At 70.0% G+C, this 26143-nt stretch carries 35 protein-coding genes; 34 read left to right on the top strand and 1 reads right to left on the bottom strand.

What is annotated here, in order from left to right; translation table 11 throughout:
- The first annotated feature begins 9 nt into the window (after window positions 1–9).
- The 31 genes from rpsS to IF99_RS0100655 all read left to right on the top strand — a co-directional run bounded on the left by rpsS (window position 10) and on the right by IF99_RS0100655 (window position 21999).
- A complete protein-coding gene (gene rpsS, locus IF99_RS0100805; protein ID WP_003948639.1) occupies window positions 10–291 on the top strand; it encodes a 30S ribosomal protein S19 in 282 nt (93 codons plus the stop codon).
- 41 nt (window positions 292–332) lie between these two features.
- Window positions 333–680 (top strand): 50S ribosomal protein L22, encoded by a 348-nt coding sequence (rplV, locus tag IF99_RS0100800; RefSeq protein WP_010266243.1) that lies wholly within the window; start codon window positions 333–335, stop codon window positions 678–680.
- Window positions 680–1507, top strand: a complete 828-nt coding sequence (gene rpsC, locus IF99_RS0100795; protein ID WP_030994301.1) for a 30S ribosomal protein S3 — start codon at window positions 680–682, stop codon at window positions 1505–1507. Before rplV ends, rpsC begins: the two co-directional genes overlap by 1 nt.
- Before the next feature lie 3 nt (window positions 1508–1510).
- The gene (gene rplP / locus IF99_RS0100790; RefSeq protein ID WP_007825988.1) at window positions 1511–1930 is read left to right on the top strand and encodes a 50S ribosomal protein L16; all 420 of its coding nucleotides are present in this window, start codon (window positions 1511–1513) and stop codon (window positions 1928–1930) included.
- Window positions 1930–2154, top strand: a complete 225-nt coding sequence (rpmC, locus tag IF99_RS0100785; protein ID WP_007825990.1) for a 50S ribosomal protein L29 — start codon at window positions 1930–1932, stop codon at window positions 2152–2154. Before rplP ends, rpmC begins: the two co-directional genes overlap by 1 nt.
- Complete coding sequence (gene rpsQ / locus IF99_RS0100780) at window positions 2154–2441, top strand: 30S ribosomal protein S17 (protein WP_007825995.1); 288 nt, start codon at window positions 2154–2156, stop codon at window positions 2439–2441. The genes rpmC and rpsQ overlap by 1 nt, the downstream gene beginning before the upstream one ends.
- Window positions 2442–2548: 107 nt before the next feature.
- Window positions 2549–2917, top strand: a complete 369-nt coding sequence (gene rplN, locus IF99_RS0100775; protein WP_003966950.1) for a 50S ribosomal protein L14 — start codon at window positions 2549–2551, stop codon at window positions 2915–2917.
- Window positions 2918–2919: 2 nt separating this feature from the next.
- Window positions 2920–3243, top strand: coding sequence for a 50S ribosomal protein L24 (gene rplX / locus IF99_RS0100770; RefSeq protein ID WP_007825997.1), 324 nt, complete (start codon window positions 2920–2922; stop codon window positions 3241–3243).
- Window positions 3243–3800 carry a 50S ribosomal protein L5 gene (gene rplE / locus IF99_RS0100765; protein WP_030994300.1) on the top strand — a complete coding sequence of 186 codons (558 nt, stop codon included), beginning with the start codon at window positions 3243–3245 and terminating at the stop codon, window positions 3798–3800. The genes rplX and rplE overlap by 1 nt, the downstream gene beginning before the upstream one ends.
- A gap of 3 nt (window positions 3801–3803) precedes the next feature.
- Window positions 3804–3989: a type Z 30S ribosomal protein S14 gene (locus IF99_RS0100760; RefSeq protein ID WP_008747480.1), complete on the top strand. Its 186-nt coding sequence runs from the start codon at window positions 3804–3806 to the stop codon at window positions 3987–3989.
- A gap of 238 nt (window positions 3990–4227) precedes the next feature.
- A complete protein-coding gene (rpsH, locus tag IF99_RS0100755; RefSeq protein ID WP_007826000.1) occupies window positions 4228–4626 on the top strand; it encodes a 30S ribosomal protein S8 in 399 nt (132 codons plus the stop codon).
- A 21-nt stretch (window positions 4627–4647) separates the two neighbouring features.
- The gene (gene rplF / locus IF99_RS0100750; RefSeq protein WP_030994299.1) at window positions 4648–5187 is read left to right on the top strand and encodes a 50S ribosomal protein L6; all 540 of its coding nucleotides are present in this window, start codon (window positions 4648–4650) and stop codon (window positions 5185–5187) included.
- Between the two features lie 3 nt (window positions 5188–5190).
- Window positions 5191–5574: a 50S ribosomal protein L18 gene (gene rplR, locus IF99_RS0100745; RefSeq protein ID WP_007826004.1), complete on the top strand. Its 384-nt coding sequence runs from the start codon at window positions 5191–5193 to the stop codon at window positions 5572–5574.
- A 63-nt stretch (window positions 5575–5637) separates the two neighbouring features.
- Window positions 5638–6240: a 30S ribosomal protein S5 gene (gene rpsE, locus IF99_RS0100740; protein WP_008747483.1), complete on the top strand. Its 603-nt coding sequence runs from the start codon at window positions 5638–5640 to the stop codon at window positions 6238–6240.
- Window positions 6240–6422, top strand: coding sequence for a 50S ribosomal protein L30 (rpmD, locus tag IF99_RS0100735; protein WP_007826007.1), 183 nt, complete (start codon window positions 6240–6242; stop codon window positions 6420–6422). Before rpsE ends, rpmD begins: the two co-directional genes overlap by 1 nt.
- Window position 6423: 1 nt before the next feature.
- Window positions 6424–6879 carry a 50S ribosomal protein L15 gene (rplO, locus tag IF99_RS0100730; protein WP_030994298.1) on the top strand — a complete coding sequence of 152 codons (456 nt, stop codon included), beginning with the start codon at window positions 6424–6426 and terminating at the stop codon, window positions 6877–6879.
- A 365-nt stretch (window positions 6880–7244) separates the two neighbouring features.
- Entirely contained in the window at window positions 7245–8558 is a 1314-nt protein-coding gene (gene secY / locus IF99_RS0100725; RefSeq protein ID WP_030994297.1) for a preprotein translocase subunit SecY, read from the top strand.
- The gene (locus tag IF99_RS0100720) at window positions 8558–9205 is read left to right on the top strand and encodes an adenylate kinase (RefSeq protein WP_030994296.1); all 648 of its coding nucleotides are present in this window, start codon (window positions 8558–8560) and stop codon (window positions 9203–9205) included. The genes secY and IF99_RS0100720 overlap by 1 nt, the downstream gene beginning before the upstream one ends.
- Window positions 9206–9393: 188 nt before the next feature.
- The gene (gene map / locus IF99_RS0100715) at window positions 9394–10230 is read left to right on the top strand and encodes a type I methionyl aminopeptidase (RefSeq protein WP_030994295.1); all 837 of its coding nucleotides are present in this window, start codon (window positions 9394–9396) and stop codon (window positions 10228–10230) included.
- A gap of 244 nt (window positions 10231–10474) precedes the next feature.
- Complete coding sequence (gene infA / locus IF99_RS0100710; RefSeq protein ID WP_003948620.1) at window positions 10475–10696, top strand: translation initiation factor IF-1; 222 nt, start codon at window positions 10475–10477, stop codon at window positions 10694–10696.
- Window positions 10697–10758: 62 nt separating this feature from the next.
- Window positions 10759–10872 carry a 50S ribosomal protein L36 gene (gene rpmJ, locus IF99_RS0100705; protein WP_003974245.1) on the top strand — a complete coding sequence of 38 codons (114 nt, stop codon included), beginning with the start codon at window positions 10759–10761 and terminating at the stop codon, window positions 10870–10872.
- A 226-nt stretch (window positions 10873–11098) separates the two neighbouring features.
- Window positions 11099–11479: a 30S ribosomal protein S13 gene (rpsM, locus tag IF99_RS0100700; protein ID WP_030994294.1), complete on the top strand. Its 381-nt coding sequence runs from the start codon at window positions 11099–11101 to the stop codon at window positions 11477–11479.
- A 68-nt stretch (window positions 11480–11547) separates the two neighbouring features.
- On the top strand, window positions 11548–11952 hold the full coding sequence (gene rpsK, locus IF99_RS0100695; protein WP_008747488.1) for a 30S ribosomal protein S11: 405 nt from the start codon (window positions 11548–11550) through the stop codon (window positions 11950–11952).
- 143 nt (window positions 11953–12095) lie between these two features.
- On the top strand, window positions 12096–13118 hold the full coding sequence (locus IF99_RS0100690) for a DNA-directed RNA polymerase subunit alpha (RefSeq protein ID WP_030994293.1): 1023 nt from the start codon (window positions 12096–12098) through the stop codon (window positions 13116–13118).
- A gap of 263 nt (window positions 13119–13381) precedes the next feature.
- Complete coding sequence (gene rplQ / locus IF99_RS0100685; protein WP_030994292.1) at window positions 13382–13846, top strand: 50S ribosomal protein L17; 465 nt, start codon at window positions 13382–13384, stop codon at window positions 13844–13846.
- Window positions 13847–13927: 81 nt separating this feature from the next.
- Window positions 13928–14782, top strand: coding sequence for a tRNA pseudouridine(38-40) synthase TruA (gene truA, locus IF99_RS0100680; protein ID WP_030994291.1), 855 nt, complete (start codon window positions 13928–13930; stop codon window positions 14780–14782).
- A gap of 115 nt (window positions 14783–14897) precedes the next feature.
- Complete coding sequence (locus IF99_RS0100675) at window positions 14898–16553, top strand: glycosyltransferase family 2 protein (RefSeq protein WP_234340535.1); 1656 nt, start codon at window positions 14898–14900, stop codon at window positions 16551–16553.
- A gap of 25 nt (window positions 16554–16578) precedes the next feature.
- On the top strand, window positions 16579–17670 hold the full coding sequence (locus IF99_RS0100670) for a glycoside hydrolase family 26 protein (RefSeq protein WP_030994289.1): 1092 nt from the start codon (window positions 16579–16581) through the stop codon (window positions 17668–17670).
- 278 nt (window positions 17671–17948) lie between these two features.
- On the top strand, window positions 17949–19472 hold the full coding sequence (locus IF99_RS0100665) for a glycosyltransferase family 39 protein (protein ID WP_037826273.1): 1524 nt from the start codon (window positions 17949–17951) through the stop codon (window positions 19470–19472).
- Window positions 19469–21169, top strand: coding sequence for a glycosyltransferase family 39 protein (locus tag IF99_RS0100660; protein WP_234340534.1), 1701 nt, complete (start codon window positions 19469–19471; stop codon window positions 21167–21169). Before IF99_RS0100665 ends, IF99_RS0100660 begins: the two co-directional genes overlap by 4 nt.
- 38 nt (window positions 21170–21207) lie before the next feature.
- A complete protein-coding gene (locus tag IF99_RS0100655) occupies window positions 21208–21999 on the top strand; it encodes a polyprenol monophosphomannose synthase (RefSeq protein ID WP_030994286.1) in 792 nt (263 codons plus the stop codon).
- A 133-nt stretch (window positions 22000–22132) separates the two neighbouring features.
- Here IF99_RS0100655 and IF99_RS0100650 read toward each other — a convergent pair whose 3' ends face one another.
- The gene (locus IF99_RS0100650) at window positions 22133–22993 is read right to left on the bottom strand and encodes a hypothetical protein (protein ID WP_030994285.1); all 861 of its coding nucleotides are present in this window, start codon (window positions 22991–22993) and stop codon (window positions 22133–22135) included.
- A gap of 462 nt (window positions 22994–23455) precedes the next feature.
- Here IF99_RS0100650 and rplM point away from each other — a divergent pair, with 462 nt between their 5' ends.
- The 3 genes from rplM to glmM all read left to right on the top strand — a co-directional run bounded on the left by rplM (window position 23456) and on the right by glmM (window position 26030).
- Window positions 23456–23899, top strand: a complete 444-nt coding sequence (gene rplM / locus IF99_RS0100645) for a 50S ribosomal protein L13 (protein ID WP_008747498.1) — start codon at window positions 23456–23458, stop codon at window positions 23897–23899.
- Window positions 23900–23941: 42 nt separating this feature from the next.
- Window positions 23942–24457 (top strand): 30S ribosomal protein S9, encoded by a 516-nt coding sequence (rpsI, locus tag IF99_RS0100640; RefSeq protein ID WP_007826038.1) that lies wholly within the window; start codon window positions 23942–23944, stop codon window positions 24455–24457.
- Window positions 24458–24662: 205 nt separating this feature from the next.
- Window positions 24663–26030 (top strand): phosphoglucosamine mutase, encoded by a 1368-nt coding sequence (gene glmM / locus IF99_RS0100635; protein ID WP_030994284.1) that lies wholly within the window; start codon window positions 24663–24665, stop codon window positions 26028–26030.
- The last annotated feature ends 113 nt before the right edge of the window (window positions 26031–26143 follow it).

Raw genomic sequence — 26143 nt, 5'->3', positions numbered from 1 at the left:
CGGGTTTAGATGCCGCGCAGTCTCAAGAAGGGGCCCTTCGTCGACGACCACCTCATCAAGAAGGTGGACGTACAGAACGAAGCCGGCACCAAGAACGTCATCAAGACCTGGTCCCGTCGCTCGATGATCGTCCCGGCCATGCTCGGCCACACGATCGCGGTGCACAACGGCAAGACCCACATCCCGGTGTTTGTCACCGAGTCCATGGTCGGCCACAAGCTCGGCGAGTTCTCGCCGACGCGCACCTTCCGGGGTCACGTCAAGGACGACCGGAAGTCGAAGCGCCGCTAAAGCGGGGTGAATGACCAATGACAGACACTGAAGGGACAACCATGGAAGCCAGGGCCCAGGCGCGGTACATCCGCGTCACGCCCATGAAGGCCCGCCGTGTGGTGGACCTCATCCGTGGCATGGACGCCACGGAGGCCCAGGCGGTCCTGCGCTTCGCCCCGCAGGCCGCGAGTGAGCCCGTTGGCAAGGTGCTGGACAGCGCCATCGCCAACGCCGCGCACAACTACGACCACACCGACGCCTCCACGCTGGTCATCAGCGAGGCGTACGTCGACGAGGGCCCGACGCTCAAGCGTTTCCGTCCGCGCGCCCAGGGCCGCGCCTACCGGATTCGCAAGCGGACCAGCCACATCACCGTGGTCGTCAGCGCCAAGGAAGGAACCCGGTAATGGGCCAGAAGGTAAACCCGCACGGGTTCCGGCTCGGCATCACCACCGACTTCAAGTCGCGGTGGTACGCCGACAAGCTGTACAAGGACTACGTCAAGGAAGACGTCGCCATTCGTCGCATGATGACGAAGGGCATGGAGCGCGCCGGTATCTCGAAGGTGGAGATCGAGCGCACCCGTGACCGCGTCCGCGTCGACATCCACACCGCCCGGCCGGGCATCGTCATCGGCCGTCGCGGCGCGGAGGCCGACCGCATCCGCGGCGAGCTGGAGAAGCTCACCGGCAAGCAGGTCCAGCTGAACATCCTCGAGGTCAAGAACCCCGAGGTCGACGCTCAGCTCGTGGCCCAGGCCGTCGCCGAGCAGCTCTCCAGCCGCGTCTCCTTCCGGCGGGCCATGCGCAAGAGCATGCAGTCCTCCATGAAGGCCGGCGCCAAGGGCATCAAGATCCAGTGCGGCGGTCGCCTCGGCGGCGCCGAGATGTCCCGCTCGGAGTTCTACCGCGAGGGCCGTGTGCCCCTGCACACGCTCCGCGCGAACGTGGACTACGGCTTCTTCGAGGCCAAGACGACCTTCGGCCGGATCGGCGTGAAGGTCTGGATCTACAAGGGCGACGTCAAGAACATCGCCGAGGTTCGCGCCGAGAACGCCGCGGCCCGTGCGGGCAACCGCCCGGCCCGCAACGACCGCCCGGCCCGTGGTGGCCGCGGTGGCGAGCGTGGCGGTCGCGGTCGTAAGCCGCAGTCGACGCCGGCTGCCGAGGCCCCCAAGGCCGAGGCTCCTGCCGCCGCGTCCGCTCCGGCCGAGAGCACCGGAACGGAGGGCTGACCCATGCTGATCCCCCGCAGGGTCAAGCACCGCAAGCAGCACCACCCCAAGCGCGATGGCATGGCCAAGGGTGGTACGGAGGTCACGTTCGGCGAGTACGGCATCCAGGCCGTCACTCCCGCGTACGTCACCAACCGCCAGATCGAGGCGGCCCGTATCGCGATGACCCGCCACATCAAGCGTGGCGGCAAGGTCTGGATCAACATCTACCCGGACCGCCCGCTGACCAAGAAGCCCGCCGAGACCCGCATGGGTTCCGGTAAGGGTTCGCCGGAGTGGTGGATCGCGAACGTCAAGCCCGGTCGGGTGATGTTCGAGCTCTCCTACCCGAACGAGAAGATCGCTCGTGAGGCGCTCACCCGCGCGGCTCACAAGCTCCCGATGAAGTGCCGGATCGTGCGGCGCGAGGCAGGTGAGGCGTGATGTCGGCCGGAACCAAGGCGTCCGAGCTGCGCGAGCTGGGCAACGAGGAGCTTGTTGCCAAGCTGACCGAGGCCAAGGAAGAGCTGTTCAACCTCCGCTTCCAGGCGGCGACCGGGCAGCTTGAGAACCACGGCCGGCTGAAGGCCGTCCGCAAGGACATCGCCCGGATCTACACCCTGATGCGTGAGCGCGAGCTGGGCATCGAGACGGTGGAGAGCGCCTGATGAGCGAGAGCAACGTGACTGAAGAGACCAAGGCCGCACGCGGCCAGCGCAAGGTCCGTGAGGGCCTTGTGGTCAGCGACAAGATGGACAAGACCGTCGTCGTCGCTGTCGAGGACCGCGTCAAGCACGCGCTGTACGGCAAGGTCATCCGCCGTACGCACCGCCTGAAGGCTCACGACGAGCAGAACTCCGCCGGTGTCGGCGACCGCGTCCTCCTCATGGAGACCCGGCCGCTCTCCGCCGGTAAGAACTGGCGCATCGTCGAGATCCTCGAAAAGGCCAAGTAAACCCCTCCGAGGGGCGGTTCGTCCCCTCGGACCAGTTCCGCCAGGCTCCGGGGGCCCTGCTTACGGGCACGGCCCCCGGGGAACCGGCAGACGATCAGGAGACAGACGTGATCCAGCAGGAGTCGCGACTGCGTGTCGCCGACAACACGGGTGCGAAGGAAATCCTCACCATCCGTGTTCTCGGTGGCTCCGGTCGCCGCTACGCGGGCATCGGTGATGTCATCGTCGCCACCGTGAAGGACGCGATCCCCGGCGGCAACGTGAAGAAGGGTGACGTCGTCAAGGCGGTCATCGTTCGCACCGTCAAGGAGCGCCGTCGCCAGGATGGCTCGTACATCCGCTTCGACGAGAACGCCGCCGTCATTCTCAAGAACGACGGCGACCCCCGCGGCACCCGTATCTTCGGCCCGGTGGGCCGTGAGCTGCGCGAGAAGAAGTTCATGAAGATCATCTCGCTCGCGCCGGAGGTGCTGTAAGCATGAAGATCAAGAAGGGCGACCTGGTCCAGGTCATCACCGGTAAGGACAAGGGCAAGCAGGGCAAGGTCATCGCGGCCTTCCCCCGCGAGGACCGCGTCCTGGTCGAGGGTGTCAACCGGGTCAAGAAGCACACCAAGGCGAACCAGCCCGGGCAGGCCTCGCAGGCCGGTGGCATCATCACCACCGAGGCGCCGGTCCACGTGAGCAACGTGCAGCTGGTCGTGGAGAAGGACGGCAACAAGGTCGTCACCCGCGTCGGCTACCGCTTCGACGAGGACGGCAACAAGATCCGCGTTGCCAAGCGGACGGGTGAGGACATCTGATGACGACCACCACAGCCCCCCGCCTGAAGCAGAAGTACCGCGAGGAGATCGCGGGCAAGCTGCGTGACGAGTTCAAGTACGAGAACGTCATGCAGATCCCCGGTCTCGTCAAGATCGTGGTCAACATGGGTGTCGGCGACGCCGCCCGTGACTCGAAGCTGATGGACGGCGCCATCCGCGACCTCACCACGATCACCGGCCAGAAGCCGGCCGTGACGAAGGCCCGGAAGTCCATCGCGCAGTTCAAGCTGCGCGAGGGCCAGCCCATCGGCGCCCACGTCACGCTCCGCGGCGACCGCATGTGGGAGTTCCTGGACCGCACCCTGTCGCTCGCGCTCCCGCGCATCCGCGACTTCCGCGGTCTGTCCCCCAAGCAGTTCGACGGCCGTGGCAACTACACCTTCGGTCTCACCGAGCAGGTCATGTTCCACGAGATCGACCAGGACAAGATCGACCGCACCCGGGGTATGGACATCACCGTGGTGACCACGGCGACCAACGACGAAGAGGGCCGTTCGCTCCTCCGTCACCTCGGCTTCCCGTTCAAGGAGGCGTGAGCCGTGGCGAAGAAGGCTCTCATCGCAAAGTCCGAGCGCAAGCCGAAGTTCGGCGTGCGCGCGTACACCCGCTGCCAGCGCTGCGGGCGTCCGCACTCCGTCTACCGCAAGTTCGGCCTGTGCCGCGTGTGCCTTCGTGAGATGGCCCACCGCGGCGAGCTGCCGGGCGTGACCAAGAGCAGCTGGTAGTCAGCCCTTTCAGGGTGACGCCAGCCTCTCGGTAAGCATCGGGGCGTCGGGACCCCTGCCCTCCATGGCTTAGTCTTGGAGGGTTGGGCGTCCCGCCGCCCTGGACCACTGGCGGGCACACGCCCGCAGTCAACGCTTACTACGCCGTAGGTCCCCGCGCCGCACCCGTCCCGTCCCGGATCGGGGAGAGGGATGGCGCACATAGGAAACCACGGCGAGAAAGGCCCAAGGCCAATTCATGACCATGACTGATCCCATCGCGGACATGCTGACGCGTCTGCGGAACGCCAACTCGGCGTACCACGACTCCGTGTCGATGCCGCACAGCAAGATCAAGTCGCACATCGCGGAGATCCTCCAGCAGGAGGGCTTCATCACCGGCTGGAAGACCGAGGACGCCGAGGTCGGCAAGAACCTCGTCATCGAGCTGAAGTTCGGTCCGAACCGTGAGCGCTCCATCGCGGGCATCAAGCGGATCTCGAAGCCGGGCCTGCGGGTCTACGCGAAGTCCACCAACCTGCCGAAGGTGCTCGGCGGCCTGGGCGTGGCGGTCATCTCCACGTCGCACGGTCTGCTCACCGACAAGCAGGCGTCGAAGAAGGGCGTGGGTGGGGAAGTCCTCGCCTACGTCTGGTAGTCGGGAACGGAGAAAAGCAACATGTCGCGAATCGGCAAGCTGCCCATCACGGTTCCCGCCGGCGTGGACGTCACCATCGACGGGCGCAAGGTGGACGTGAAGGGCCCCAAGGGCACCCTCAGCCACACCATCGCCGCCCCGATCGACATCGCCAAGGGCGAGGACGGCACCCTTTCGGTGACCCGCCCCAACGACGAGCGTCAGAACAGGGCTCTGCACGGCCTGTCCCGCACGCTGGTGGCGAACATGATCACCGGCGTGACCGAGGGTTACGTGAAGAAGCTCGAAATCAGCGGTGTCGGCTACCGCGTCCAGGCGAAGGGCTCCAACCTGGAGTTCGCCCTGGGCTACAGCCACCCCATCACCATCGAGGCGCCCGAGGGCATCTCGTTCAAGGTGGAGAACCCCACCCACTTCTCGGTCGAGGGCATCGACAAGCAGAAGGTGGGCGAGGTCGCCGCGAACATCCGCAAGCTGCGCAAGCCCGACCCGTACAAGGCCAAGGGCGTCAAGTACGAGGGCGAAGTCATCCGGCGCAAGGTCGGAAAGGCGGGTAAGTAAGCCATGGCATACGGTGTAAAGATTGCCAAGGGCGACGCCTACAAGCGCGCCGCCATCAAGCGGCGTCACATCCGCGTCCGCAAGCACGTCTCCGGTACGCCGGAGCGTCCGCGCCTGGTCGTGACGCGTTCCAACCGCCACATGGTCGCCCAGGTGATCGACGACATCAAGGGTCACACCCTGGCGTCGGCGTCCACCCTGGACAGCTCGATCCGCGGCACCGAGGGCGACAAGAGCGCCCTGGCCAAGCAGGTCGGCGCGCTTGTCGCCGAGCGTGCCAAGGCCGCCGGTGTCGAGGCCGTCGTGTTCGACCGTGGTGGCAACAAGTACGCGGGGCGCATCGCCGCCCTCGCGGACGCCGCCCGCGAGGCCGGGCTCAAGTTCTGAGCCGCCCGTCGCACAGCGACGTCGAGTCGCTGCGTAGCTAGCGGAAAAGAGAGAGGTAATCCAATGGCTGGACCCCAGCGCCGCGGTAGCGGTGCCGGTGGCGAGCGGCGGGACCGGAAGGGCCGTGACGGCGGAGCTTCCGCTGCCGAGAAGACCGCGTACGTCGAGCGCGTCGTCGCGATCAACCGTGTCGCCAAGGTAGTCAAGGGCGGTCGCCGCTTCAGCTTCACCGCGCTGGTCGTGGTGGGCGACGCGGACGGCACCGTCGGTGTCGGCTACGGCAAGGCCAAGGAGGTGCCGGCCGCCATCGCCAAGGGTGTGGAGGAGGCCAAGAAGCACTTCTTCAAGGTCCCCCGTATCCAGGGCACCATCCCGCACCCGATCCAGGGCGAGAAGGCCGCCGGTGTCGTGCTCCTGAAGCCGGCGTCGCCGGGTACCGGTGTGATCGCCGGTGGTCCCGTGCGTGCCGTGCTCGAGTGCGCCGGCGTGCACGACATCCTGTCGAAGTCGCTCGGCTCCGACAACGCCATCAACATCGTCCACGCGACCGTGGCGGCCCTCAAGGGCCTCCAGCGTCCCGAGGAGATCGCGGCCCGCCGCGGTCTGCCCCTCGAGGACGTGGCCCCCGCGGCCCTGCTCCGTGCGCGTGCCGGGGCGGGTGTCTGATGGCCCGCCTCAAGATCACGCAGACGAAGTCGTACATCGGCAGCAAGCAGAACCACCGTGACACGCTGCGTTCGCTCGGGCTCAAGCGCCTGAACGACACGGTTGTCAAGGAGGATCGTCCCGAGTTCCGCGGCATGGTGCACACCGTCCGCCACCTCGTGACGGTCGAGGAGGTCGACTGACATGAGCGAGCAGAAGCCGCTCAAGGTCCACAACCTCCGGCCTGCCCCGGGCGCCAAGACCGCCAAGACCCGTGTGGGTCGTGGTGAGGCGTCGAAGGGTAAGACGGCTGGTCGTGGCACCAAGGGCACCAAGGCCCGCTACCAGGTTCCGGAGCGCTTCGAGGGTGGGCAGATGCCCCTCCACATGCGTCTCCCGAAGCTCAAGGGCTTCAAGAACCCGTTCCGCACCGAGTACCAGGTCGTCAACCTCGACGCGCTGGTCGCCCTCTACCCCGAGGGCGGCGAGGTCACCGTCGAGGACCTGGTCGCGAAGGGCGCGGTCCGCAAGAACAGCCTCGTGAAGGTGCTCGGCCAGGGCGAGGTCTCCGTGGCGCTGACGGTGAAGGTCGACAAGGCCTCCGCCTCCGCCAAGGAGAAGATCGCCGCCGCCGGCGGCACCGTCACCGAGCTCGTCTGAGCCTTCGAGGCCCGGACGCGTGAAGTGCCCCCACCGTGAGGCACTTCGGCGACGCACACCCCACCGGGGACACTCCAGGGTTCATCCCTGGGGTGTCCCCGGTGGTCGTTGTGAGGGGTGTGCGCCGGTGTGTGGTGCTGTGACCGCCGCTTCCGGCGCGCGCTCCCTGTGGCCGGTCGTTCCCCACGGACAGGGAGCGCCGGTAAGGTGGCGTCGACTGTGCCGCGTGGCGTGTCCCTGTGGGGTGTCACGCGGTTGTCTCTGTGAGAACAAAGCAGTACCGCAGTAGTTCCGTCAGTTCCGTTACCGCCGAACCTCAAGACCGTCACCTCTGGCGCAGTAGCGCGGGGGTCGCAGGAGGCACCGTGCTCACCGCGTTCGCCCGAGCGTTCAAAACGCCCGACCTGCGCAAGAAGCTGCTCTTCACGCTGGGCATCATCGTGATCTACCGGCTCGGTACGCACGTACCGATCCCGGGGGTGAACTACAAGAACGTCCAGACCTGTATCGACCAGGCCAACACCAACTCCGGCCTCTTCGGCCTGGTGAACCTGTTCAGTGGCGGGGCGCTGCTCCAGATCACCATCTTCGCGCTCGGGATTCTCCCCTACATCACGTCGAGCATCATCCTTCAGCTGCTCACCGTCGTGATCCCGCGACTCGAAGCCCTCAAGAAGGAGGGGCAGTCCGGTACGGCGAAGATCACCCAGTACACCCGTTACCTGACCGTCGCCCTCGCCGTGCTCCAGGGCACCGGGCTCGTCGCGACCGCGCGCAGCGGCGCGATCTTCCAGGGGTGCTCGGTCGCCGGGGACATCGTCCCGGACCAGTCGATCTTCACGACGATCGTCATGGTCGTCACGATGACCGCCGGTACCGCCACCGTGATGTGGCTCGGTGAGCTGATCACCGACCGCGGCATCGGCAACGGCATGTCGATCCTCATGTTCGTCTCCATCGCGGCCGGTTTCCCCGGCTCGCTCTGGGCGATCAAGAAGGGCGGCGACCTCGCGGGCGGCTGGATCGAGTTCGGCACCGTCATCCTCGTGGGCCTCGTCATGGTCGCCCTCGTCGTCTTCGTCGAGCAGGCCCAGCGCCGCATCCCGGTGCAGTACGCGAAGCGCATGATCGGCCGCCGCTCCTACGGGGGGACGTCCACGTACATCCCGCTCAAGGTGAACCAGGCGGGCGTGATCCCTGTGATCTTCGCCTCCTCGCTGCTCTACATCCCCGCGCTGATCGTGCAGTTCACCGATTCGCAGGCGAGCTGGGCGACCTGGATCCGGGACAATCTGGCGGACACTTCCGCCTGGCCGCACGTGGTTCTGTACTTCTTGCTCATCGTCTTCTTCGCGTTCTTCTACGTGGCCATCTCGTTCAACCCCGAAGAAGTCGCGGACAACATGAAGAAGTATGGTGGGTTCATCCCGGGCATCCGGGCTGGCCGACCGACCGCCGAGTACCTGACGTACGTACTCAACCGGATCACCTGGCCGGGCTCGCTGTACTTGGGGCTGATCGCGTTGGTGCCGACGTTGGCACTGGCGGGCTTCGGGGCGAATTCCAACTTCCCGTTCGGCGGGACGAGCATCCTGATCATCGTGGGTGTGGGTCTGGAGACCGTGAAGCAGATCGAGAGCCAGCTCCAGCAGCGCAACTACGAAGGGTTCCTCCGCTGATGCGTATCGTCCTCGTCGGGCCGCCTGGGGCGGGCAAGGGAACGCAGGCCGCGTTCCTCGCCAAGAAGCTGTCGGTCCCGCACATCTCCACGGGAGACCTGTTCCGGGCGAACATCAGCCAGGGCACCGAGCTGGGCAAGCGCGCGAAGTCCTACATGGACGCGGGCAACCTGGTTCCGGACGAGGTCACCATCGGGATGGCGAAGGACCGCATGGAGCAGGCGGACGCCGCGAACGGCTTCCTGCTCGACGGCTTCCCCCGCAACGTGGGCCAGGCCGAGGCGCTGGACGGCATCCTCAAGGAGTGGGGCGTCCGGCTCGACGCGGTCCTGGACCTGGAGGTCCCCGAGGACGAGGTGGTCAAGCGCATCGCGGGCCGCCGCATCTGCCGCAACGACTCCAGTCACGTCTTCCACGTCACGTACAGCAAGCCGAAGCAGGAGGGCGTCTGCGACGTCTGCGGCGGCGAGCTGTACCAGCGGGACGACGACAAGGAGGAGACGGTCCGCAAGCGCCTGGAGGTCTACCACACGGAGACCGAGCCGATCATCGACTTCTACCGGGCGCAGGACCTCGTCAGGACGGTCCCCGCGCTCGGCAAGGTGAACGAGGTCACCGAGCGGGCGCTGGCGGCGCTGGAGGGCTGAGGCCCCCGGTGGTCCCTCGTGGCGCGCTGTCGCCGCACCTGTACGCACACGCAACGGCCGTGCCCCTTCGGGGGGCGCGGCCGTAGTGTTGTCCACGGGGGTACGGGGCGCGATCGTCCGCCGGTCGCCGTACCGCCCGCGAAGTCCTTTCCCGTACCAGCAGAACAACAGGAGCCGTGAGCATGGGCGTGGTCGAGATCAAGACCCCGGAGCAGATCGCGAAGATGCGTGAGGCGGGTCTTGTCGTCGCCGCCGTGCACCGCGCGACGCGGGAGGCGGCCGTGCCGGGGGCGAGCACGCACGACCTGGACCAGGTGGCGCGCAAGGTGCTCGCCGAGCATGGCGCGAAGCCGAACTTCCTCGGGTACGGGGGCTTCCCCGCGACGATCTGCACCTCGGTGAACGATGTCGTGGTGCACGGCATCCCGGACGAGAAGACGGTGCTGAAGGACGGCGACATCATCTCGATCGACGCCGGGGCGATCGTGGACGGCTGGCACGGGGACGCGGCCTTCACGGCCTTCGTGGGCTCGGGGCACGCCCCGGAGCTGGTCGAGCTCTCCCGGGTGACCGAGGAGTCGATGTGGGCCGGGATCGCCGCGGTGAAGCCCGGCAACCGGCTCGTGGACGTCTCGCGTGCGATCGAGACGTACATCCGCCGGCAGCCGAAGCCGGGCGGTGGCAAGTACGGGATCATCGAGGACTACGGCGGGCACGGCATCGGCTCCGAGATGCACATGGAGCCGCACCTGCTGAACTACGTCGAGCGGCGGCGCGGCAAGGGGCCGAAGCTCGTACCCGGGTTCTGCCTCGCGATCGAGCCCATGGTGTCGCTCGGCTCGCCCAGGACGGAGGTCCTGGAGGACGAGTGGACGGTGGAGACGATCGACCACTCCTGGTCCTCGCACTGGGAGCACAGTGTCGCTCTGACCGCCGAGGGGCTCATCGTCCTGACCGCCGAGGACGGGGGGCGCGAGAAGCTCTCCGCGATGGGGGTCGCCGTGGCGCCGGACCCGCTGGGCTGACCTTCCTCCTCGATCCCTCCCGGCCGGCCTTCGGGCGGGCCGGCCGCGCGGTGTCCCCCGGTCGCCGGGCGGGCTGGAAAATCCAGCCCGCCCGGCGATTGCCGGTTGAGAGGGGTCTCCCGTGGGAAGACATAGGCGATTCGTGTTTCTTCGAGGGGTGACGTAGACTCGGTCGTCGGCTCTCGTGTATCGGCATGTCCGCGCCACGTGAGTCGGCCAAGGTAGTCGATTCGAAGGGCGAAGCGTGGCCAAGAAGCAAGGTGCCATCGAGATCGAGGGCACTGTCGTCGAGTCTCTGCCGAACGCGATGTTCAAGGTCGAGCTCCAGAACGGCCACCAGGTCCTGGCACACATCAGCGGCAAGATGCGGATGCACTACATCCGTATCCTCCCTGACGACCGGGTCGTGGTGGAGCTCTCTCCGTACGACCTGACGCGTGGCCGGATCGTCTACCGGTACAAGTAGATCTGACTCGCCCGCCCCCCGGCTCCCGTGGAGCGGGCACTGACCCGGAGAACCTCACCGCAATGAAGGTCAAGCCGAGCGTCAAGAAGATCTGCGACAAGTGCAGGGTGATCCGCCGTCACGGCCGGGTCATGGTCATCTGCGACAACCCGCGCCACAAGCAGCGCCAGGGCTGACCCAGATCCCTCCCCGCGTTCGCAGTTCTCTCGCGTGACGTAGCAAAGTACATATACGCAGGACCCGTCCCTCTTCTTCGCGCCCATGGAGTGATCCATCGGTCCGAGGAGGGCGACACCCCCGGCTCGGAGGCCGGGGACCCAGTCCGTACCAGGCCCGTAAGGCGGTCTCGGCGGTTGGGAGCGGTGCTGCGGCAGACCTCCGAAGCATTCACAGGAGCCTTGAATGGCACGCCTTGAAGGTGTGGACCTCCCGCGCGACAAGCGCGTCGAGGTCGCCCTCACGTACGTGTTCGGTATTGGCCGGACGCTGTCCAAGCAGACGCTGGCCGCGACCGGTGTCGACCCCAACACCCGCGTCCGCGACCTCGCCGAGGAAGACCTCGTCAAGATCCGCGAGTACGTGGACGCCAACATCCAGACCGAGGGTGACCTCCGTCGCGAGATCCAGGCCGACATCCGCCGCAAGGTGGAGATCGGCTGCTACCAGGGTCTTCGCCACCGTCGCGGCCTTCCCGTCCACGGTCAGCGCACCAGCACGAACGCCCGTACCCGCAAGGGCCCGCGTCGCGCGATCGCCGGCAAGAAGAAGCCGGGCAAGAAGTAGTCCTCAGCAGTCGACCGTCGATCGACAGCGTCGCGCTGTAGGACCGACCACCTCCACGGGAGTAATACATGCCTCCGAAGGGCCGTCAGGGCGCTACCAAGAAGGTGCGCCGCAAGGAAAAGAAGAACGTCGCTCACGGGCACGCCCACATCAAGAGCACGTTCAACAACACGATCATCTCGATCACCGACCCGACCGGGAACGTGATCTCCTGGGCCTCCGCCGGCCACGTCGGCTTCAAGGGCTCGCGCAAGTCCACCCCCTTCGCCGCGCAGATGGCCGCCGAGTCGGCCGCCCGCCGCGCGCAGGAGCACGGCATGCGCAAGGTCGACGTCTTCGTCAAGGGTCCCGGCTCCGGCCGTGAGACCGCGATCCGCTCGCTCCAGGCCACCGGCCTGGAGGTCGGCTCGATCCAGGACGTCACCCCCACGCCGCACAACGGCTGCCGTCCCCCCAAGCGCCGCCGCGTTTGAGTTGACTGCCGGGACCGCCGGTCCCGGATCGCCGTGAGGTGGTGCCGTACGGCCCAGGGGTGCACACCCCGGGGCCGTACGGCCGCCTCCGGCCCCCGTCGGGCGTCAAATAGTGGTCGCCCACGACAGAAGGAAACACACGCATGCTGATCGCTCAGCGTCCGTCGCTGACCGAAGAGGTCGTCGACGAGTTCCGCTCGCGGTTCGTCATCGAGCCGCTGGAGCCGGGCTTCGGTTACACCCTCGGCAACTCCCTGCGCCGCACGCTCCTCTCCTCGATCCCGGGTGCCGCTGTCACCTCGATCCGGATCGACGGCGTCCTGCACGAGTTCACCACCGTGCCGGGTGTCAAGGAGGACGTGACCGACCTCATCCTCAACATCAAGCAGCTCGTCGTCTCCTCGGAGCACGACGAGCCGGTCGTGATGTACCTGCGCAAGCAGGGCCCGGGCATCGTCACCGCCGCCGACATCGCGCCCCCGGCCGGTGTCGAGGTGCACAACCCCGACCTCGTGCTCGCCACGCTCAACGCCAAGGGCAAGCTGGAGATGGAGCTGACCGTCGAGCGCGGTCGCGGCTACGTCTCCGCCGTCCAGAACAAGCAGGCGGGCCAGGAGATCGGCCGTATCCCGGTCGACTCCATCTACTCCCCGGTGCTCAAGGTCACGTACAAGGTCGAGGCGACCCGTGTCGAGCAGCGCACCGACTTCGACAAGCTCATCGTCGACGTCGAGACCAAGCAGGCCATGCGGCCCCGTGACGCCATGGCGTCGGCGGGCAAGACGCTGGTCGAGCTCTTCGGCCTCGCGCGCGAGCTGAACGTCGACGCCGAGGGCATCGACATGGGCCCGTCCCCGACGGACGCCGCTCTCGCCGCCGATCTCGCGCTGCCGATCGAGGAGCTGGAGCTCACCGTTCGCTCGTACAACTGCCTCAAGCGCGAAGGCATCCACTCGGTGGGCGAGCTCGTCGCCCGCTCGGAGGCCGACCTGCTCGACATCCGCAACTTCGGTGCGAAGTCGATCGACGAGGTCAAGGCGAAGCTCGCCGGCATGGGCCTGGCGCTCAAGGACTCGCCTCCCGGCTTCGACCCGACGTCCGCCGCCGACACCTTCGGCGCGGACGACGACGCGGACGCCGGCTTCGTGGAGACCGAGCAGTACTGAGTTCCGGGGCGGGGGGCGGGGTCTCTGATCTCGCCTCCGGCTCGGGTGTCCTCAAGCGCCGGACGGGCTGGATGCGTCCGGTGGGGCTTCGGGTGCGGGTGTCTGATGGCGCTTCGCGCTCGTCCTCAAGCGCCGGACGGGCTGGATTCTTCCCGCCCGCACCGGATTCCGGACTTCGGGCCGGATCTCCGTCGGGGGTCTCCCCGCGCGGACACTGTCGTCGGTACCTCGTACGGCCGGCGCAGACACATTAGGAGTTGGATATGCCCAGGCCCACCAAGGGTGCTCGTCTCGGCGGCGGTGCCGCGCACGAGAAGCTGCTGCTCGCGAACCTCGCGAAGGCTCTCTTCGAGCACGGCAGGATCACCACGACCGAGGCGAAGGCGCGGCGGCTGCGGCCCTACGCCGAGCGTCTGGTGACCAAGGCGAAGAAGGGCGACCTTCACAACCGCCGCCAGGTCCTCCAGGTCATCACCGACAAGAGCGTCGTCCACACGCTCTTCACGGAGATCGGCCCGCGTTACGAGAACCGCCCGGGTGGCTACACCCGGATCACCAAGATCGGCAACCGCCGGGGCGACAACGCGCCCATGGCGGTCATCGAGCTGGTGGAGGCCCTGACCGTGGCCCAGCAGGCCACCGGTGAGGCCGAGGCCGCGACGAAGCGCGCGGTCAAGGAGGACGAGGCCAAGGCCGAGTCCACCACCGAGGAGTCCAAGGACGCCTGAGTCCCCGCGGACTCGAACCGACAGCGGGCCCGTCCCTCCGGGGGCGGGCCCGCTGCCGTACCACAGAGAGGGAGGGCGGCCGTGCGGCTGCGGCTGGACCTGAGTTACGACGGCACGGACTTCCACGGCTGGGCCCGGCAGCCCGGCGGGCGGCGCACGGTGCAGGAGACGCTGGAGGAGGCGCTGCGCGTCGTCACGCGTGCCACAGCCCCCTACGAGCTGACCGTCGCCGGGCGCACGGACGCCGGGGTGCACGCGCGCGGCCAGGTCGCGCACGTCGAGATGGCGGACGAGGTGTGGGCGGAGCACGGCGAGAAGCTGCTCAAGCGGCTCGCCGGGCGGCTGCCGAAGGACGTACGGGTGTGGCGGGTCGCGCCCGCGCCCGAGGGTTTCGACGCGCGGTTCTCCGCGATCTGGCGGCGGTACGCGTACCGCGTCGCCGACCAGGCGGGCGGAGTGGACCCGCTGCTGCGCGGCCACGTGCTGTGGCACGACAGGCCGCTCGACCTCGACGCGATGAACGAGGCGGCCGAAGGGCTGCTCGGGGAGCACGACTTCGCCGCGTACTGCAAGAAGCGCGAGGGCGCGACGACGATCCGCGAGATGCAGCAGCTCTTCTGGACCCGGCGCGCGGACGGTGTCCTGGAGGCGACGGTGCGCGCGGACGCCTTCTGCCACAACATGGTGCGCTCCCTCGTCGGCGCGCTGCTCTTCGTCGGGGACGGCCACCGGCCGCCCTCCTGGCCCGCGAAGGTCCTCGCTGCCGGGGTGCGGGACTCGGCGGTGCACGTCGTACGGCCCGTGGGGCTCACGCTCGAAGAGGTCGGGTACCCGGCCGACGAACTCCTCGCGGCGCGCAGCGTCGAGGCGCGGAACATGCGCACGCTGAGGACGGCGGGTGACAACCCGTCGCACGGGTGCGGGGGGTGTGGCTGAGGCGGGGGGAGGCTTGACCCCGGGGCCCCCCGGCTCGTATATGCTCGCGAACTCCGGGTGAGTTCTTCGAACAGCTCGCCGAAGATTTCGGGGTCCTTGTGGCCCGGGGGTTGGTATGAGCGCCGTCCATTCCGCATCGCGCGAGACGCCGCAGCCCGGGCGCCGACGGCGGTCCGGCGGGGGCGCGGCCGAGTGGCGCCGGGCGGTGGCGCACAGCCACGGGCTGCTGCCGCAGCCGCCCGACGACCGTGAGAAGTACTCCTACGCGCAGCGCAACCGCTGGGTCCTGACGCTCGGTTCGTTCATCAGCTTCGCGTGCCTGGGCCTCAGCCAGCTCATGTTCACGGCGTCGAGTCCCTGGTTCTGGGTCATGATGCCGCTGCTCGCCTTCGTCGTCGTCGACTACCTGCTCTCCTTCGTGCTCGACAGCTTCAGCAAGGACTTCGACCTCAAGAAGCACCGCGCGCTCGTGCGCTCCTGGCGGCCCGCCGCGTACCCGAGCGTGGACGTGTTCCTGCCGGTGTGCGGGGAGCCGATCGAGGTCCTGCACAACACGTGGACGCACGTGCGCGCGCTGAGCGGCACCTACGCGGGCCCCGTCGAGGTGCACGTGCTCGACGACGCGGACGACGCGGACGTGGCGCGCATGGCCGCCGACTTCGGCTTCCACTACGTCGTGCGCCCCAACCGGGGCTGGTTCAAGAAGGCCGGGAACCTGCGGTACGCCTTCGAGCGCACCCACGGCGAGCACATCCTCATCCTGGACGCCGACTTCGCCCCGCGCGCCGACCTGCTCGACGAACTCCTCCCGCACATGGACGAGGAGAGGGTCGCGATCGTCCAGTCCCCGCAGTTCTTCCGCATCGTGGACCGGCAGAACTGGATCGAGCGCGGCGCGGGCGCCGTGCAGGAGCAGTTCTACCGCTCCGTGCAGACCTCCCGCGAGGACAAGGACGGCTCGATCTGCGTCGGCTCCTGCGCGGTCTACCGGCGCTCCGCGCTCGACGAGATCGGCGGCATCTCGCTCATCGAGCACTCCGAGGACATGTACACCGGCTTCGACCTGCGCGCGCTCGGCTGGAAGCTGCGGTACGTGCCCGTCGCGCTCTCCGCCGGGGTCTGCCCCGACACCGCGGGGGCCTTCCACAACCAGCAGTACCGCTGGTGCATGGGCTCGCTGTCGCTCCTGACGTCGAAGTCCTTCTGGCACATGGACCTCAGGCTGATGACGCGGCTGTGCTACGTCTCCGGCTTCCTCTACTACCTCCAGACCGCGCTGCTCACCTTCATCGCGCCGCTCATCCCGCTCTCGCTGCTCCTGCTCCGCCCCGACCTGCTGCGCGCCCAGGCCGGTCTCCTGATCCTGCCGAGCGTCTTCTACGTGACCCTCGTGCTGCCGCTGTGGCACCGCGCCCCCTACCGGCTCGAAGCCTGGGCGGTGCGGATCATGTACGGCTGGTCGCACGTCTTCGCCGTGTGGGACGTGCTGCGCGGACGGCCCATGGGCTGGAAGCCGACCGGCTCGGACGGGGCGAAGAAGAACGGCATGGGCCGCTACTGGGCCGGGATGATCGGCTGGACCGGCGGCACCGCCGTGCTGTGGGTCGCGGTCGCGGGCTGGCGGCTGCTCACGGGCTACCCGCCGGACTACGCCCTGATGCTCTCGGGCGGGCTCTTCTACGCGGCCGTCGTCGCCCGCGTCCTCGTACCACCGCGTGCCGCCAGGGCGCGAGCCCCGCTGCCGCCCACCCCTCAGGAAGCCCTCGTATGACCGTCTCCCCCCAGGGAGTTCCCGCATGACCTCCCCCCGCACCACGGCGCTCCCGCGCCGGGCCGCGCTCGGTGCCCTCGCGGGCGCCGCAGCGCTCGGCGCAGCCGGCTGCTCCGTCTTCGGCGACGAGGGCAGGTCGCAGTACGAGCGCGCGCAGGGCCACTCGGACGCGACCGCGTCGACGGGCCCGGCGGGCGGCCCCTCGCCGGAGCCGAGCGAGCTGCCGTACGACGTCCGGCCGCTGCTCGCCCCGGCGAAGAAGTACTTCGGCGTCGCGCTCGACGGGGCGCCCGCCTCGGTCGCCCCGCTCAGGCGCTTCGCGAAGCAGGCGGGCAAGAAGCCCGACCTCGTCGAGTTCTACTCGGCGTGGGGCGACGCCTACGAGACGCGGCTCGCCGTCAACGCCTGGGAGTACGGGGCGCTCCCGTACATCGCCTGGGAGCCCTTCAAGAAGACGCTGGCGCAGATCGGCGCGGGCAAGGACGACGCGTACGTCCGCGGCTTCGCACGGGACGTGCGCGACCTCAACCAGCCCGTCGCGATCAGCTTCGCGCACGAGATGAACGGCCACTGGTACCCCTGGGGCAGCAAGAAGGCCACACCGGCCGCGTTCGTGCGCGCCTGGCGGCACCTCCACGACGTCTTCGCCGACGAGGGCGCGACGCAGGTGATCTGGGTGTGGAGCCCGAACGTGATCAACCCGGTCCCGGACGTGCGGCTGCGCCCGTACTGGCCGGGGGACGCCTACGTCGACTGGGTCGGCGTCATCGGCTACTACGGGGCCGACGGGCCGGCCACCTTCCGGACGCTGTACGGGCCGACGATGGACGAGGTCCGCGCCTTCACGAAGAAGCCCTTCCTCATCGCCGAGACCGCCTCCGAGGACACCCCGCGCAAACCCGCCGACATCCAGGACCTGTTCACGGGTGTCAAGGAGCGCGACGACGTGCTCGGGCACGTGTGGTTCGACTTCGACAAGGAAGCGGACTGGCGCATCGCGAGCGACCCGGCGTCGGAGGCCGCCTACCGCCGCGAGGCGGCGGCGCCCTCGTACGGCTTCGACGTGCGCGCGGCAGGCGGGAAGGGCGCGGCAGCGGGCGGGGGAGCGGGCCGCTGATGGACTCCTGGAACACGGCGGGCCGGGGCACGTACGGGAGCGACAACGCCCCGTACCCGCCCGGGGACGCCCCGTACCCGCGCGCGAACGAAGCCGCCCCGTACCCGTACGGGAACGACGCCGCCCCGCCGCCCTACGGGAGCGCCGGCGCCCCGTACCCCCCGGCCGCCGCCGACCCCGCCCTCGATCCCCCCGCCCAGGACGCCGCCCGCGTCCCCGCGCCGCAGGCGGACGCCTTCGACCTCAACCCGCAGCGCGCGCCCGTCCCCGGGTACCGCGTGCCCGAGGTGCCCGAGTCGGCGTGGTCCGTGGACACCCGCAGGTCGACGCTGATCAGCCGGGGCGCGCTGGTGTGCGTGCTCCTCGTGCAGGCGATCCTCACGCTGCGGCTCGGCGGCTCCGTCTTCCAGGACGAGGCGCTGTACATCGCCTCGGGCCACTACGAACTCGCGAACCTGCTCCACGGCACGCCGCTGCCGGTCGACTTCGCCGCCTACTTCTCGGGGCACCCCAAGCTCTACCCCGTGCTCGCCGCGCTCGTCGACGACCGCTTCGGGCTCTCCGGGGTCCGCTTCCTGAGCCTCCTCTTCCTCCTCGCGACGACGACGCTCCTGTACGCGAGCACGCGCCGCCTCTTCAACGCGCGCTCCGCGCTCGGCGCCGCCGCGCTCTTCGCCGTCGTGCAGCCGACCCTCACGCTCGGCCGCCTCGCGACGTACGACGGCGCCGCGCTCTTCCTGCTCGCGCTCGGCCTGTGGCTCGTCGTGCGCACCGGGCGGATGCGCGCACCGGCCGTGCTGCTCGCGGCACCGCCCCTCGCGCTCGCGTGCGGCGTCAAGTACGCGGCGGCACTGTACGTCCCGACGCTCGTGCTCCTCGCGGTGCTCACCGCCTACCGGCAGCGCGGCGCGCGCACGCTGCTGCGCGGCGTCGTGCTCGGCCTCGGCGTCCTCGCGCTGCTCGGCGCCGGTTACGCCCTCTCCGGGCCGCTCGGCGGCATCACGTCCACGACGACCGACCGCGCGCACGGCGGGGACCCGGCGAGCCGGCTGCTCGACCACAGCGCCCAGTGGGGCGGCCTGCTCGTGCTCACGGCGGCCGGAGGCAGCATCGCGTACGTGCTGCGGGCGCGCATGGTCGAGATGCCGTGGGTACGGGGCAGCACCCCCGGGCGCTGGCGGCGCGCGCTGCTCGGCACGCTCCTGACGGGGACCGCGTTCCTCGCCCCCGCGTACCAGATCCACCTCCACACGGAGGTCTCGCTCTTCAAGCACGTCGGCTTCGGGCTGCTCTTCGCCGCGCCCATGGCCGGGCTCGGCATGTCCCGGCTCATCGGGCCGCACTTCCGCAACCCCCAGCTCGGCATCATGCTCTTCGTGCTGACGCTCGTGCTCGGCATGGTGCAGGCGCAGAACGCCTTCAGCTGGCCGGACGCGCGCGGCCCCGCGAAGTACCTGCGCACGGTCGTCGACAGGAAGGGGCTCTACCTCGCCGAGGAGTCCGAGGTGCCCGCCTACCTGCTGCGCGACCGCACCGGGTGGAACCAGTGGGTCAACACGACCTTCTTCGCGTACACGGCGAAGGACGGCACGCGGTACGAGGGCTCCGACCCGGCCGGGTTCGCCGCGGCCGTGCGTGACGCGCGGTTCGACGCGATCATGCTGCGCGGTGGGGTCACGCCCGAGGTCGACGCGGCGGTCGAGAAGGCGCTGCGCGGCAACCCGCACTACCGCCTGACGGGGCGCTTCCCCACCACGACGAGCAGCGGAGACTCGGTCTACCGGATATGGGTCAAACAGTGAACCGACCGCTGGAGCGGGACACGTCCTTCGACGGCGAGTCCGAGTCGACCCGCACCATGAGCCTCTTCCTGCCGAGTCAGCTGCGCCGTGCCGCCGACGCCGCCGCCGGGGCGGCCGCCCGGGTCCCGGGGGCCGTCCGGCCCGCAGTGCCGCGCGAGGACGGCCCCGCCGAGCCGCCCGCGCCCCGCCGCGACCGCGGCGGGCGGCGCACCTGGGTGCCCGTCTTCGCACTGCCCACGCTGCTCGCGCTCGCCATGCTCCTGCCCGGCCTCGGCGACCGCCAGCTGTGGCGCGACGAGCACGCGACGTGGTGGGCGGCCTCGCTGTCGCTCCACGACCTGAGCGTCCTCACCAAGTCGATCGACATCGTCTTCATCCCCTACTACCTCGGGATGCACGTCTGGATCGCGGTCTTCGGCGACTCCGAGACGGCCCTGCGGGTCCCCGGCGCGCTCGCGATGGCGGTGGCGGCGGGGCTGCTCGGGCTGCTCGGACGGCACCTGTTCACCGCACGCGTCGGGCTCGTCGCCGGGCTCGCCTTCGCGGTCGTCCCGGGGATCACGCGCTACGGGCAGGAAGTGCGCCCGTACGCCTTCGCCGTCGCCGCCGTGCTCCTCTCGACGCTGCTGCTCCTGCGACTGCTCGAACGGCACGGCTTCAAGGGCTGGTGCGCGTACGCGCTCACCGTGCCGCTCATCGGCTGGAGCCACCTCGCCTCGCTGTGCGTCCTCGCGGCCCACCTCGCGCTCGTCGTCCGCGCCCGCCGCGCGGGGGACCGCATCGCGGGCTGGGCGTGGACCGCCGCCGCGCTCATCGGGCTGTGCCTCGTGCTGCCGATGGCGCTCGCGGGCAGCGGCCAGAGCGGGCAGATCGCGTGGAACAACCCGACCCTCCACGACCTGCGGACCTACCCGGAGCAGCTCTTCGGGAGCTGGGCGGTCGCCGTGCCGGTCCTGGCCCTCGCCGTCGTCGGCGCGTGCTTCGTCCGCGGGTACCTGCTGCCCTTCGCGCTGTGGGCGGTGCTGCCGCCGCTGCTCACCTTCGCGACCGCAGCGCAGCTCCACCTCTTCCTGCCGCGCTACCTGCTCTTCACCGTGCCCGCCTGGGTGCTGCTCGCCGCCGCGGCGCTCGGCCGCGCGGGCGGGCGGCTCAACGGCGAGGGGCCGCGCGCGCTGCGGACCGCCGGACTCGTCCTCGGGCTCGTCGCGGTCGCCGGGCTCACCCTCGCCGCCCAGCCTGGTCTGAGGACCGCGCGCGCCGACATCGCGGGCGAGCCGGACTTCCGGGGGGCCGCGGCGTACCTCCTCGCGCACCAGAAGAAGGGCGACGCGCTCGCGTACGGGGGCCAGTTCTCCGAGCGGCGCGCGCTCGACTACGAGCTGCGCGACGCCGCGCGGCGGCCCGAGGACGTGCTCCTCTACCAGACCCCGCAGGAGCTGGGGTCCTACGGCGCGCGGGAGTGCCCGCGCCCCGCGAGCTGCCTCGCCACGACGAAGCGCCTGTGGCTCGTCACGACCGCGTTCGGCGACGACCCGTACGGGGACATGCCGCGCGCGAACGCGAAGGCCATCCGCGCCGGCTTCCGCCTCGCGGACACGAAGCCGCTCCACCACGTCAGGGTCCTGTTGTTCACGCGCAGCGCGGCGGAGCACTCCCGCGACGACGGCGCCGCCGGCCGCGCGGTGCACGCCTCCTGACCTCCCCTTCCCGTCCCTTTCCGCCGAGGAGCAAGCCCGTGAGTCAGTCGTCAGCCGGACCGGAGACGCCGGAGAACGCCGCGCAGGGCGACGCCGCGCGCGTCACCGTCGTCATGCCCACGTACAACGAGGCGGCGAACCTGCCGCGGATGGCGGAGGCCGTGCTCGCGCTGCCGCTGCCCGCGCTCCAGCTGAAGATCGTCGACGACTCCAGCCCGGACGGCACGGGGGAGCTGGCCGACGAGCTGGCGGAGAAGTACAACACCGCCGGGGAGCGGCCGCGGATGACCGTGCTGCACCGCACCGAGAAGGACGGCCTCGGGCGCGCGTACGTCGCGGGGATGAGCGCGGCCCTGGAGGAGGACGCCGAGTTCGTCGTGCAGATGGACGCCGACGGGAGCCACCCCGTCGAGGCCGTCGTCCGGATGCTCGCCGCCGCGCGCGCCGAGGACGCCGGGCTCGTCGTGGGCAGCCGGTACGTCGAGGGCGGGCAGCTCGACGAGGAGTGGGGCCGCCACCGCGTGCTGCTCTCGCGCTTCGCCAACGCCTACGCGCGCGCCGTGCTCGGCAGCGACATCCGCGACATCACCGCGGGCTACAACCTGTGGTCGGCGGCGACCCTGCGCGACCTCGACCTCGCGACGCTCGACAGCGCGGGCTACAGCTTCCAGGTCGAGCTGAAGTACAAGGCCACGCGCGCCGGGCACCGAGCCGTCGAGGTCCCCATCCGCTTCGAGGAGCGGACCGAGGGGGCCTCGAAGATGACCCTGCGGACGCAGTTGGAGAGCGCGCTCGTGCCGCTGCGGCTGCGGATGCGGGGGGACCACTGAGCAGCGGGTTCCCCGGCGCAGGGGTTCCACGGCGTGACGCGGCCGGGGGAGCTTCGGCGGTCCGGGGGCATGGCGCCGGGCGAGCGCGGGCGCTCTCGGGTCACGGGGCTGGCGGAGCGCGGGCGCTCCGGGGTCACGGGGCCGGGGACGCCGCCGCTCTCGACGCGGCCGCGACGCCGCGGGCGTAGATCTGCCGGAAGGTGTACGTCGACAGCTCGTCGCCCGCGCGGAAGACCTCCGTGTCGGCCTTCGTGACCGCCTTGCCGTCCCGGAAGCCGCCGACCGTGAGGTAGACGTACCGGGCGAAGGCGTTGGTGGTGCTGCGGCACACCGTCGTGCGGCAGAAGACCGGGACCCCGGAGCCCGCCAGCGAGGCGACGTTCCCGCGCGCCTGCTCCTTCGCCCTGGCCGCCGCGCCCGCCGAGTCGAAGACCGCGACACCGACCGTGACGGCGACCCCGTCCTTCGTGTACGTCGCGCGCAGCAACTGACGGCAGCCGTTCGCCGAGAGCACGCCGCCGAGCGCCCCCTGGGCCGCCGTCGCGCAGTCGCCCGTCGCGGCGAGGGGGCCCTTCTCGTACGTACCGCCGTCGAGACGCACCTCGCCGCCGGGGAAGAGACCCGCGGCCGTGAGCGGGGCCGTGTCGCGGGCCGCGCTGTTGAGGAACTCGCTGGGGCTCGGGACGGGGCGGGGCGCGACCGAGGAGAAGCGGGGGCTCGCGCTCGTGGAGGGACTGGGGAGCGTCGCCGTGGGCGGGAGGCTCTTGTGCGTCTCGTCGGTCCTCTTGCCGTCGTCCTTGTTCACCGTGACGACGACGGTCGCGACGATCGCGGCGACGAGCCCGGTGGCGACGACGCCGAAGGCCGTCCACAGCACCGTCCTGCGGCGCTTCGCGCGGGCGTTGTCCTCCGCGAGCGCGTTCCAGTCCGGGGCCTGCCCGCCCCCGCCGAAGCCGCCGCCGTCACCATGGGGTCCCCCGTGCCCAAAGCTCATGGCGCGCATACTAGTCACACCGCGAACGCGGGGGACGGGCCCGGAGCGGACCGCTCGCGCGGGCGCGGCACGGACGGCACCGGCACGGGTCGCGGCCCGGGGCGCGACGGGCCTCGGGCACGGGCGCGCGGCGAGCGCCGGGCGGGCGCCCGGCACGGGGCGTGGTGCGCGTCGCGGCACGGGCGCGGCCGTGGTCGCCGAGGCTCGGCGCGGACGGCGATTTTGACCCGTACGGGGACTGGCGGGTAGCCTGGCTTCTCGTTGTGTATTGGCTTGCTCATTCTCACGTGAGGGGCCCTTACACCGGTCCACCAAGCCGATGACCAGCGGTACGCACGCGTTTGCGTCGACGAGTGCGTCGAGGGCTGTCGTGATCGTCCGTGGTGGCCATGTCAGGACCCCCTCCCTGGCCGTACTCGGTCCGGGGGACACCCATCACAGAAGAAGCGAAGGCTACGACCAGTGCGTACGTACAGCCCCAAGCCCGGCGATGTGACTCGCCAGTGGCACGTCATCGACGCCCGGGACGTTGTCCTGGGCCGTCTGGCGTCGACCGCCGCCAGCCTCCTGCGGGGCAAGCACAAGCCGATCTACGCCCCCCACGTCGACACCGGTGACTTCGTCGTCATCATCAACGCCGACAAGGTGCACCTCTCCGGCAACAAGCGGACCCAGAAGCTCGCCTACCGTCACTCGGGCTACCCGGGCGGTCTGCGGTCGGTCCGTTACGACGACCTCCTCGCGAACAACCCGGAGAAGGCCGTCGAGAAGGCCGTCAAGGGCATGCTCCCGAAGAACACCCTCGGCCGTCAGATGCTCTCGAAGCTGAAGGTGTACGCGGGTGAGCAGCACCCGCACGGTGCGCAGCAGCCGCAGCCGTTCGAGATCACTCAGGTCGCGCAGTAAGTCCGGCCACCCCCTAAGACACAGAGAATTCTGAGGAGCATCGTGGCCGAGACCACCGCCGAGCAGCCGATCGAAGAGGCTGTCGACGTCGAGCAGTACACCACCGAGTCCGAGGTCCCCGTCGAGGGCGAGTACACCTCGGAGTCCCTCGCCTCCGCCTTCGGCGAGCCGCAGCCGGCCGCCGGGCTGGGCCGTCGCAAGAACGCGATCGCCCGTGTCCGGATCGTCCCGGGCTCCGGCAAGTGGAAGATCAACGGTCGCACCCTTGAGGACTACTTCCCCAACAAGGTGCACCAGCAGGAAGTCAACGAGCCCTTCAAGGTGCTCGAACTCGACAACCGCTACGACGTCATCGCCCGCATCGCGGGTGGCGGCGTCTCGGGTCAGGCCGGCGCCCTGCGCCTCGGCGTGGCCCGCGCGCTGAACGAGGCCGACGTGGACAACAACCGCGGCGCCCTCAAGAAGGCGGGCTTCCTCCGCCGCGACGACCGTGCCGTCGAGCGCAAGAAGGCCGGTCTCAAGAAGGCCCGCAAGGCCCCGCAGTACAGCAAGCGCTGATCGCGGCCCTTGCCGTATCGCTTGTTCGCCCCGGCGGCACTCTCCGTGCCGCCGGGGCGTTCGCGTCCCCGGGGAAACCCGTCGGGCGCCCGAGGTCCCCGGGGCAACCCGGCCTATGCGGTATGACGTATAACAACTGATGTGCGAAGTGCGGCGGCCCGGTGAACGGCGGGGCCGCTCGTGACAGCGAGCGGGAGGAATCCAGGTGGGACGGCTCTTCGGGACGGACGGCGTACGCGGGGTCGCGGGCGTTGATCTGACGGCCGAGCTCGCGCTCGGGCTCGCGGTCGCGGCGGCACACGTACTGGGCGAGATCGGGAGCAGGCCGGGGCACCGGCCGACCGCCGTGGTGGGACGTGATCCGCGCGCCTCGGGCGAGTTCCTGGAGTCCGCCGTCGTCGCGGGCCTCGCGAGCGCCGGGGTGGACGTGCTGCGCGTCGGCGTGCTGCCGACCCCCGCGATCGCCCACCTGACCGGCGTGCTCGGCGCCGACTTCGGCGTCATGCTCTCGGCGAGCCACAACGCCATGCCGGACAACGGCATCAAGTTCCTCGCGCGCGGCGGGCACAAGCTCGCCGACGAGCTGGAGGACCGCATCGAGGCCCAGTACCACAGCCACCGCGAGCCCGGCGCCGCGGAGTGGTCGCGGCCGACCGGCGCGGACGTCGGCCGGGTCCGTGACTACGACGAGGGCTTCGACCAGTACGTGGCGCACCTCGTCGCCGTACTCCCCAACCGCCTCGACGGCCTCCGCGTCGTCCTCGACGAGGCGCACGGCGCCGCCGCCCGCGTCTCGCCGGAAGCCTTCGCGCGCGCCGGGGCCGAGGTCATCACGACGATCGGCACCGAGCCCGACGGCCTCAACATCAACGACGGGGTCGGCTCCACGCACCTCGCCCAGCTCCAGGCCGCGGTCGTCGCCCACCGGGCCGATTTCGGCATCGCGCACGACGGCGACGCCGACCGCTGCCTCGCCGTCGACGCCGAGGGCCGCGAGATCGACGGCGACCAGATCCTCGCCGTCCTCGCCCTCGCGATGCGCGAGCACGGGACGCTCCGCAAGAACACCGTCGTCGCGACCGTCATGTCGAACCTCGGCTTCAAGCTCGCCATGGAGCGCGAGGGCGTGCACGTCGAGGAGACGGGCGTCGGCGACCGCTACGTGCTCGAACGCATGAAGGCGCGCGGGTACGCGCTCGGCGGCGAGCAGTCCGGGCACGTCATCCTCCTCGACCACGCCACGACGGGCGACGGCACCCTGACCGGCCTCATGCTCGCCGCGCGCATGGCCGAGACGGGGCGCTCCCTCGCCGACCTCGCCTCCGTCGTCACGCGCCTGCCGCAGGTCCTCGTCAACGTCCCCGACGTCGACCGCTCCCGCGTCGCCTCGGCGCCCGAGCTGCGCACCGCCGTCGAGGAGGCCGAGCACGCCCTCGGCACGACGGGCCGGGTCCTCCTCCGGCCTTCGGGCACGGAGCCGCTCGTGCGGGTCATGGTCGAGGCGGCGGACATCGAGCAGGCCCGGTCGGTGGCGAGCGGGCTGGCGGACGTCGTGAAGTCGACGCTGGGCTGAGGGCTGAGGGCTGAGGGCTGAGGGCTGAGGGCTGAGGGCTGAGGGCGGCTCGCGGGGTTTCGTGGGCGGCGCAGGGCAGGGCCATGGGCTCCACGTGCTCCGTTGCGCGGGGT

Source organism: Streptomyces sp. NRRL F-5630 (assembly GCF_000719475.1).
GTDB lineage: Bacteria > Actinomycetota > Actinomycetes > Streptomycetales > Streptomycetaceae > Streptomyces.
This window is presented reverse-complemented; position numbering and strand designations above follow the sequence as displayed.

Coding starts and splice junctions, on each gene's coding strand:
- rpsS (WP_003948639.1), top strand. CDS start 10: ATGCCGCGCAGTCTCAAGAAGGGGCCCTTCGTCGACGACCACCTCATC.
- rplV (WP_010266243.1), top strand. CDS start 333: ATGGAAGCCAGGGCCCAGGCGCGGTACATCCGCGTCACGCCCATGAAG.
- rpsC (WP_030994301.1), top strand. CDS start 680: ATGGGCCAGAAGGTAAACCCGCACGGGTTCCGGCTCGGCATCACCACC.
- rplP (WP_007825988.1), top strand. CDS start 1,511: ATGCTGATCCCCCGCAGGGTCAAGCACCGCAAGCAGCACCACCCCAAG.
- rpmC (WP_007825990.1), top strand. CDS start 1,930: ATGTCGGCCGGAACCAAGGCGTCCGAGCTGCGCGAGCTGGGCAACGAG.
- rpsQ (WP_007825995.1), top strand. CDS start 2,154: ATGAGCGAGAGCAACGTGACTGAAGAGACCAAGGCCGCACGCGGCCAG.
- rplX (WP_007825997.1), top strand. CDS start 2,920: ATGAAGATCAAGAAGGGCGACCTGGTCCAGGTCATCACCGGTAAGGAC.
- rplE (WP_030994300.1), top strand. CDS start 3,243: ATGACGACCACCACAGCCCCCCGCCTGAAGCAGAAGTACCGCGAGGAG.
- rpsH (WP_007826000.1), top strand. CDS start 4,228: ATGACCATGACTGATCCCATCGCGGACATGCTGACGCGTCTGCGGAAC.
- rplF (WP_030994299.1), top strand. CDS start 4,648: ATGTCGCGAATCGGCAAGCTGCCCATCACGGTTCCCGCCGGCGTGGAC.
- rplR (WP_007826004.1), top strand. CDS start 5,191: ATGGCATACGGTGTAAAGATTGCCAAGGGCGACGCCTACAAGCGCGCC.
- rpsE (WP_008747483.1), top strand. CDS start 5,638: ATGGCTGGACCCCAGCGCCGCGGTAGCGGTGCCGGTGGCGAGCGGCGG.
- rpmD (WP_007826007.1), top strand. CDS start 6,240: ATGGCCCGCCTCAAGATCACGCAGACGAAGTCGTACATCGGCAGCAAG.
- rplO (WP_030994298.1), top strand. CDS start 6,424: ATGAGCGAGCAGAAGCCGCTCAAGGTCCACAACCTCCGGCCTGCCCCG.
- IF99_RS0100720 (WP_030994296.1), top strand. CDS start 8,558: ATGCGTATCGTCCTCGTCGGGCCGCCTGGGGCGGGCAAGGGAACGCAG.
- rpmJ (WP_003974245.1), top strand. CDS start 10,759: ATGAAGGTCAAGCCGAGCGTCAAGAAGATCTGCGACAAGTGCAGGGTG.
- rpsM (WP_030994294.1), top strand. CDS start 11,099: ATGGCACGCCTTGAAGGTGTGGACCTCCCGCGCGACAAGCGCGTCGAG.
- rpsK (WP_008747488.1), top strand. CDS start 11,548: ATGCCTCCGAAGGGCCGTCAGGGCGCTACCAAGAAGGTGCGCCGCAAG.
- IF99_RS0100690 (WP_030994293.1), top strand. CDS start 12,096: ATGCTGATCGCTCAGCGTCCGTCGCTGACCGAAGAGGTCGTCGACGAG.
- rplQ (WP_030994292.1), top strand. CDS start 13,382: ATGCCCAGGCCCACCAAGGGTGCTCGTCTCGGCGGCGGTGCCGCGCAC.
- IF99_RS0100675 (WP_234340535.1), top strand. CDS start 14,898: ATGAGCGCCGTCCATTCCGCATCGCGCGAGACGCCGCAGCCCGGGCGC.
- IF99_RS0100670 (WP_030994289.1), top strand. CDS start 16,579: ATGACCTCCCCCCGCACCACGGCGCTCCCGCGCCGGGCCGCGCTCGGT.
- IF99_RS0100650 (WP_030994285.1), bottom strand. CDS start 22,993: ATGAGCTTTGGGCACGGGGGACCCCATGGTGACGGCGGCGGCTTCGGC.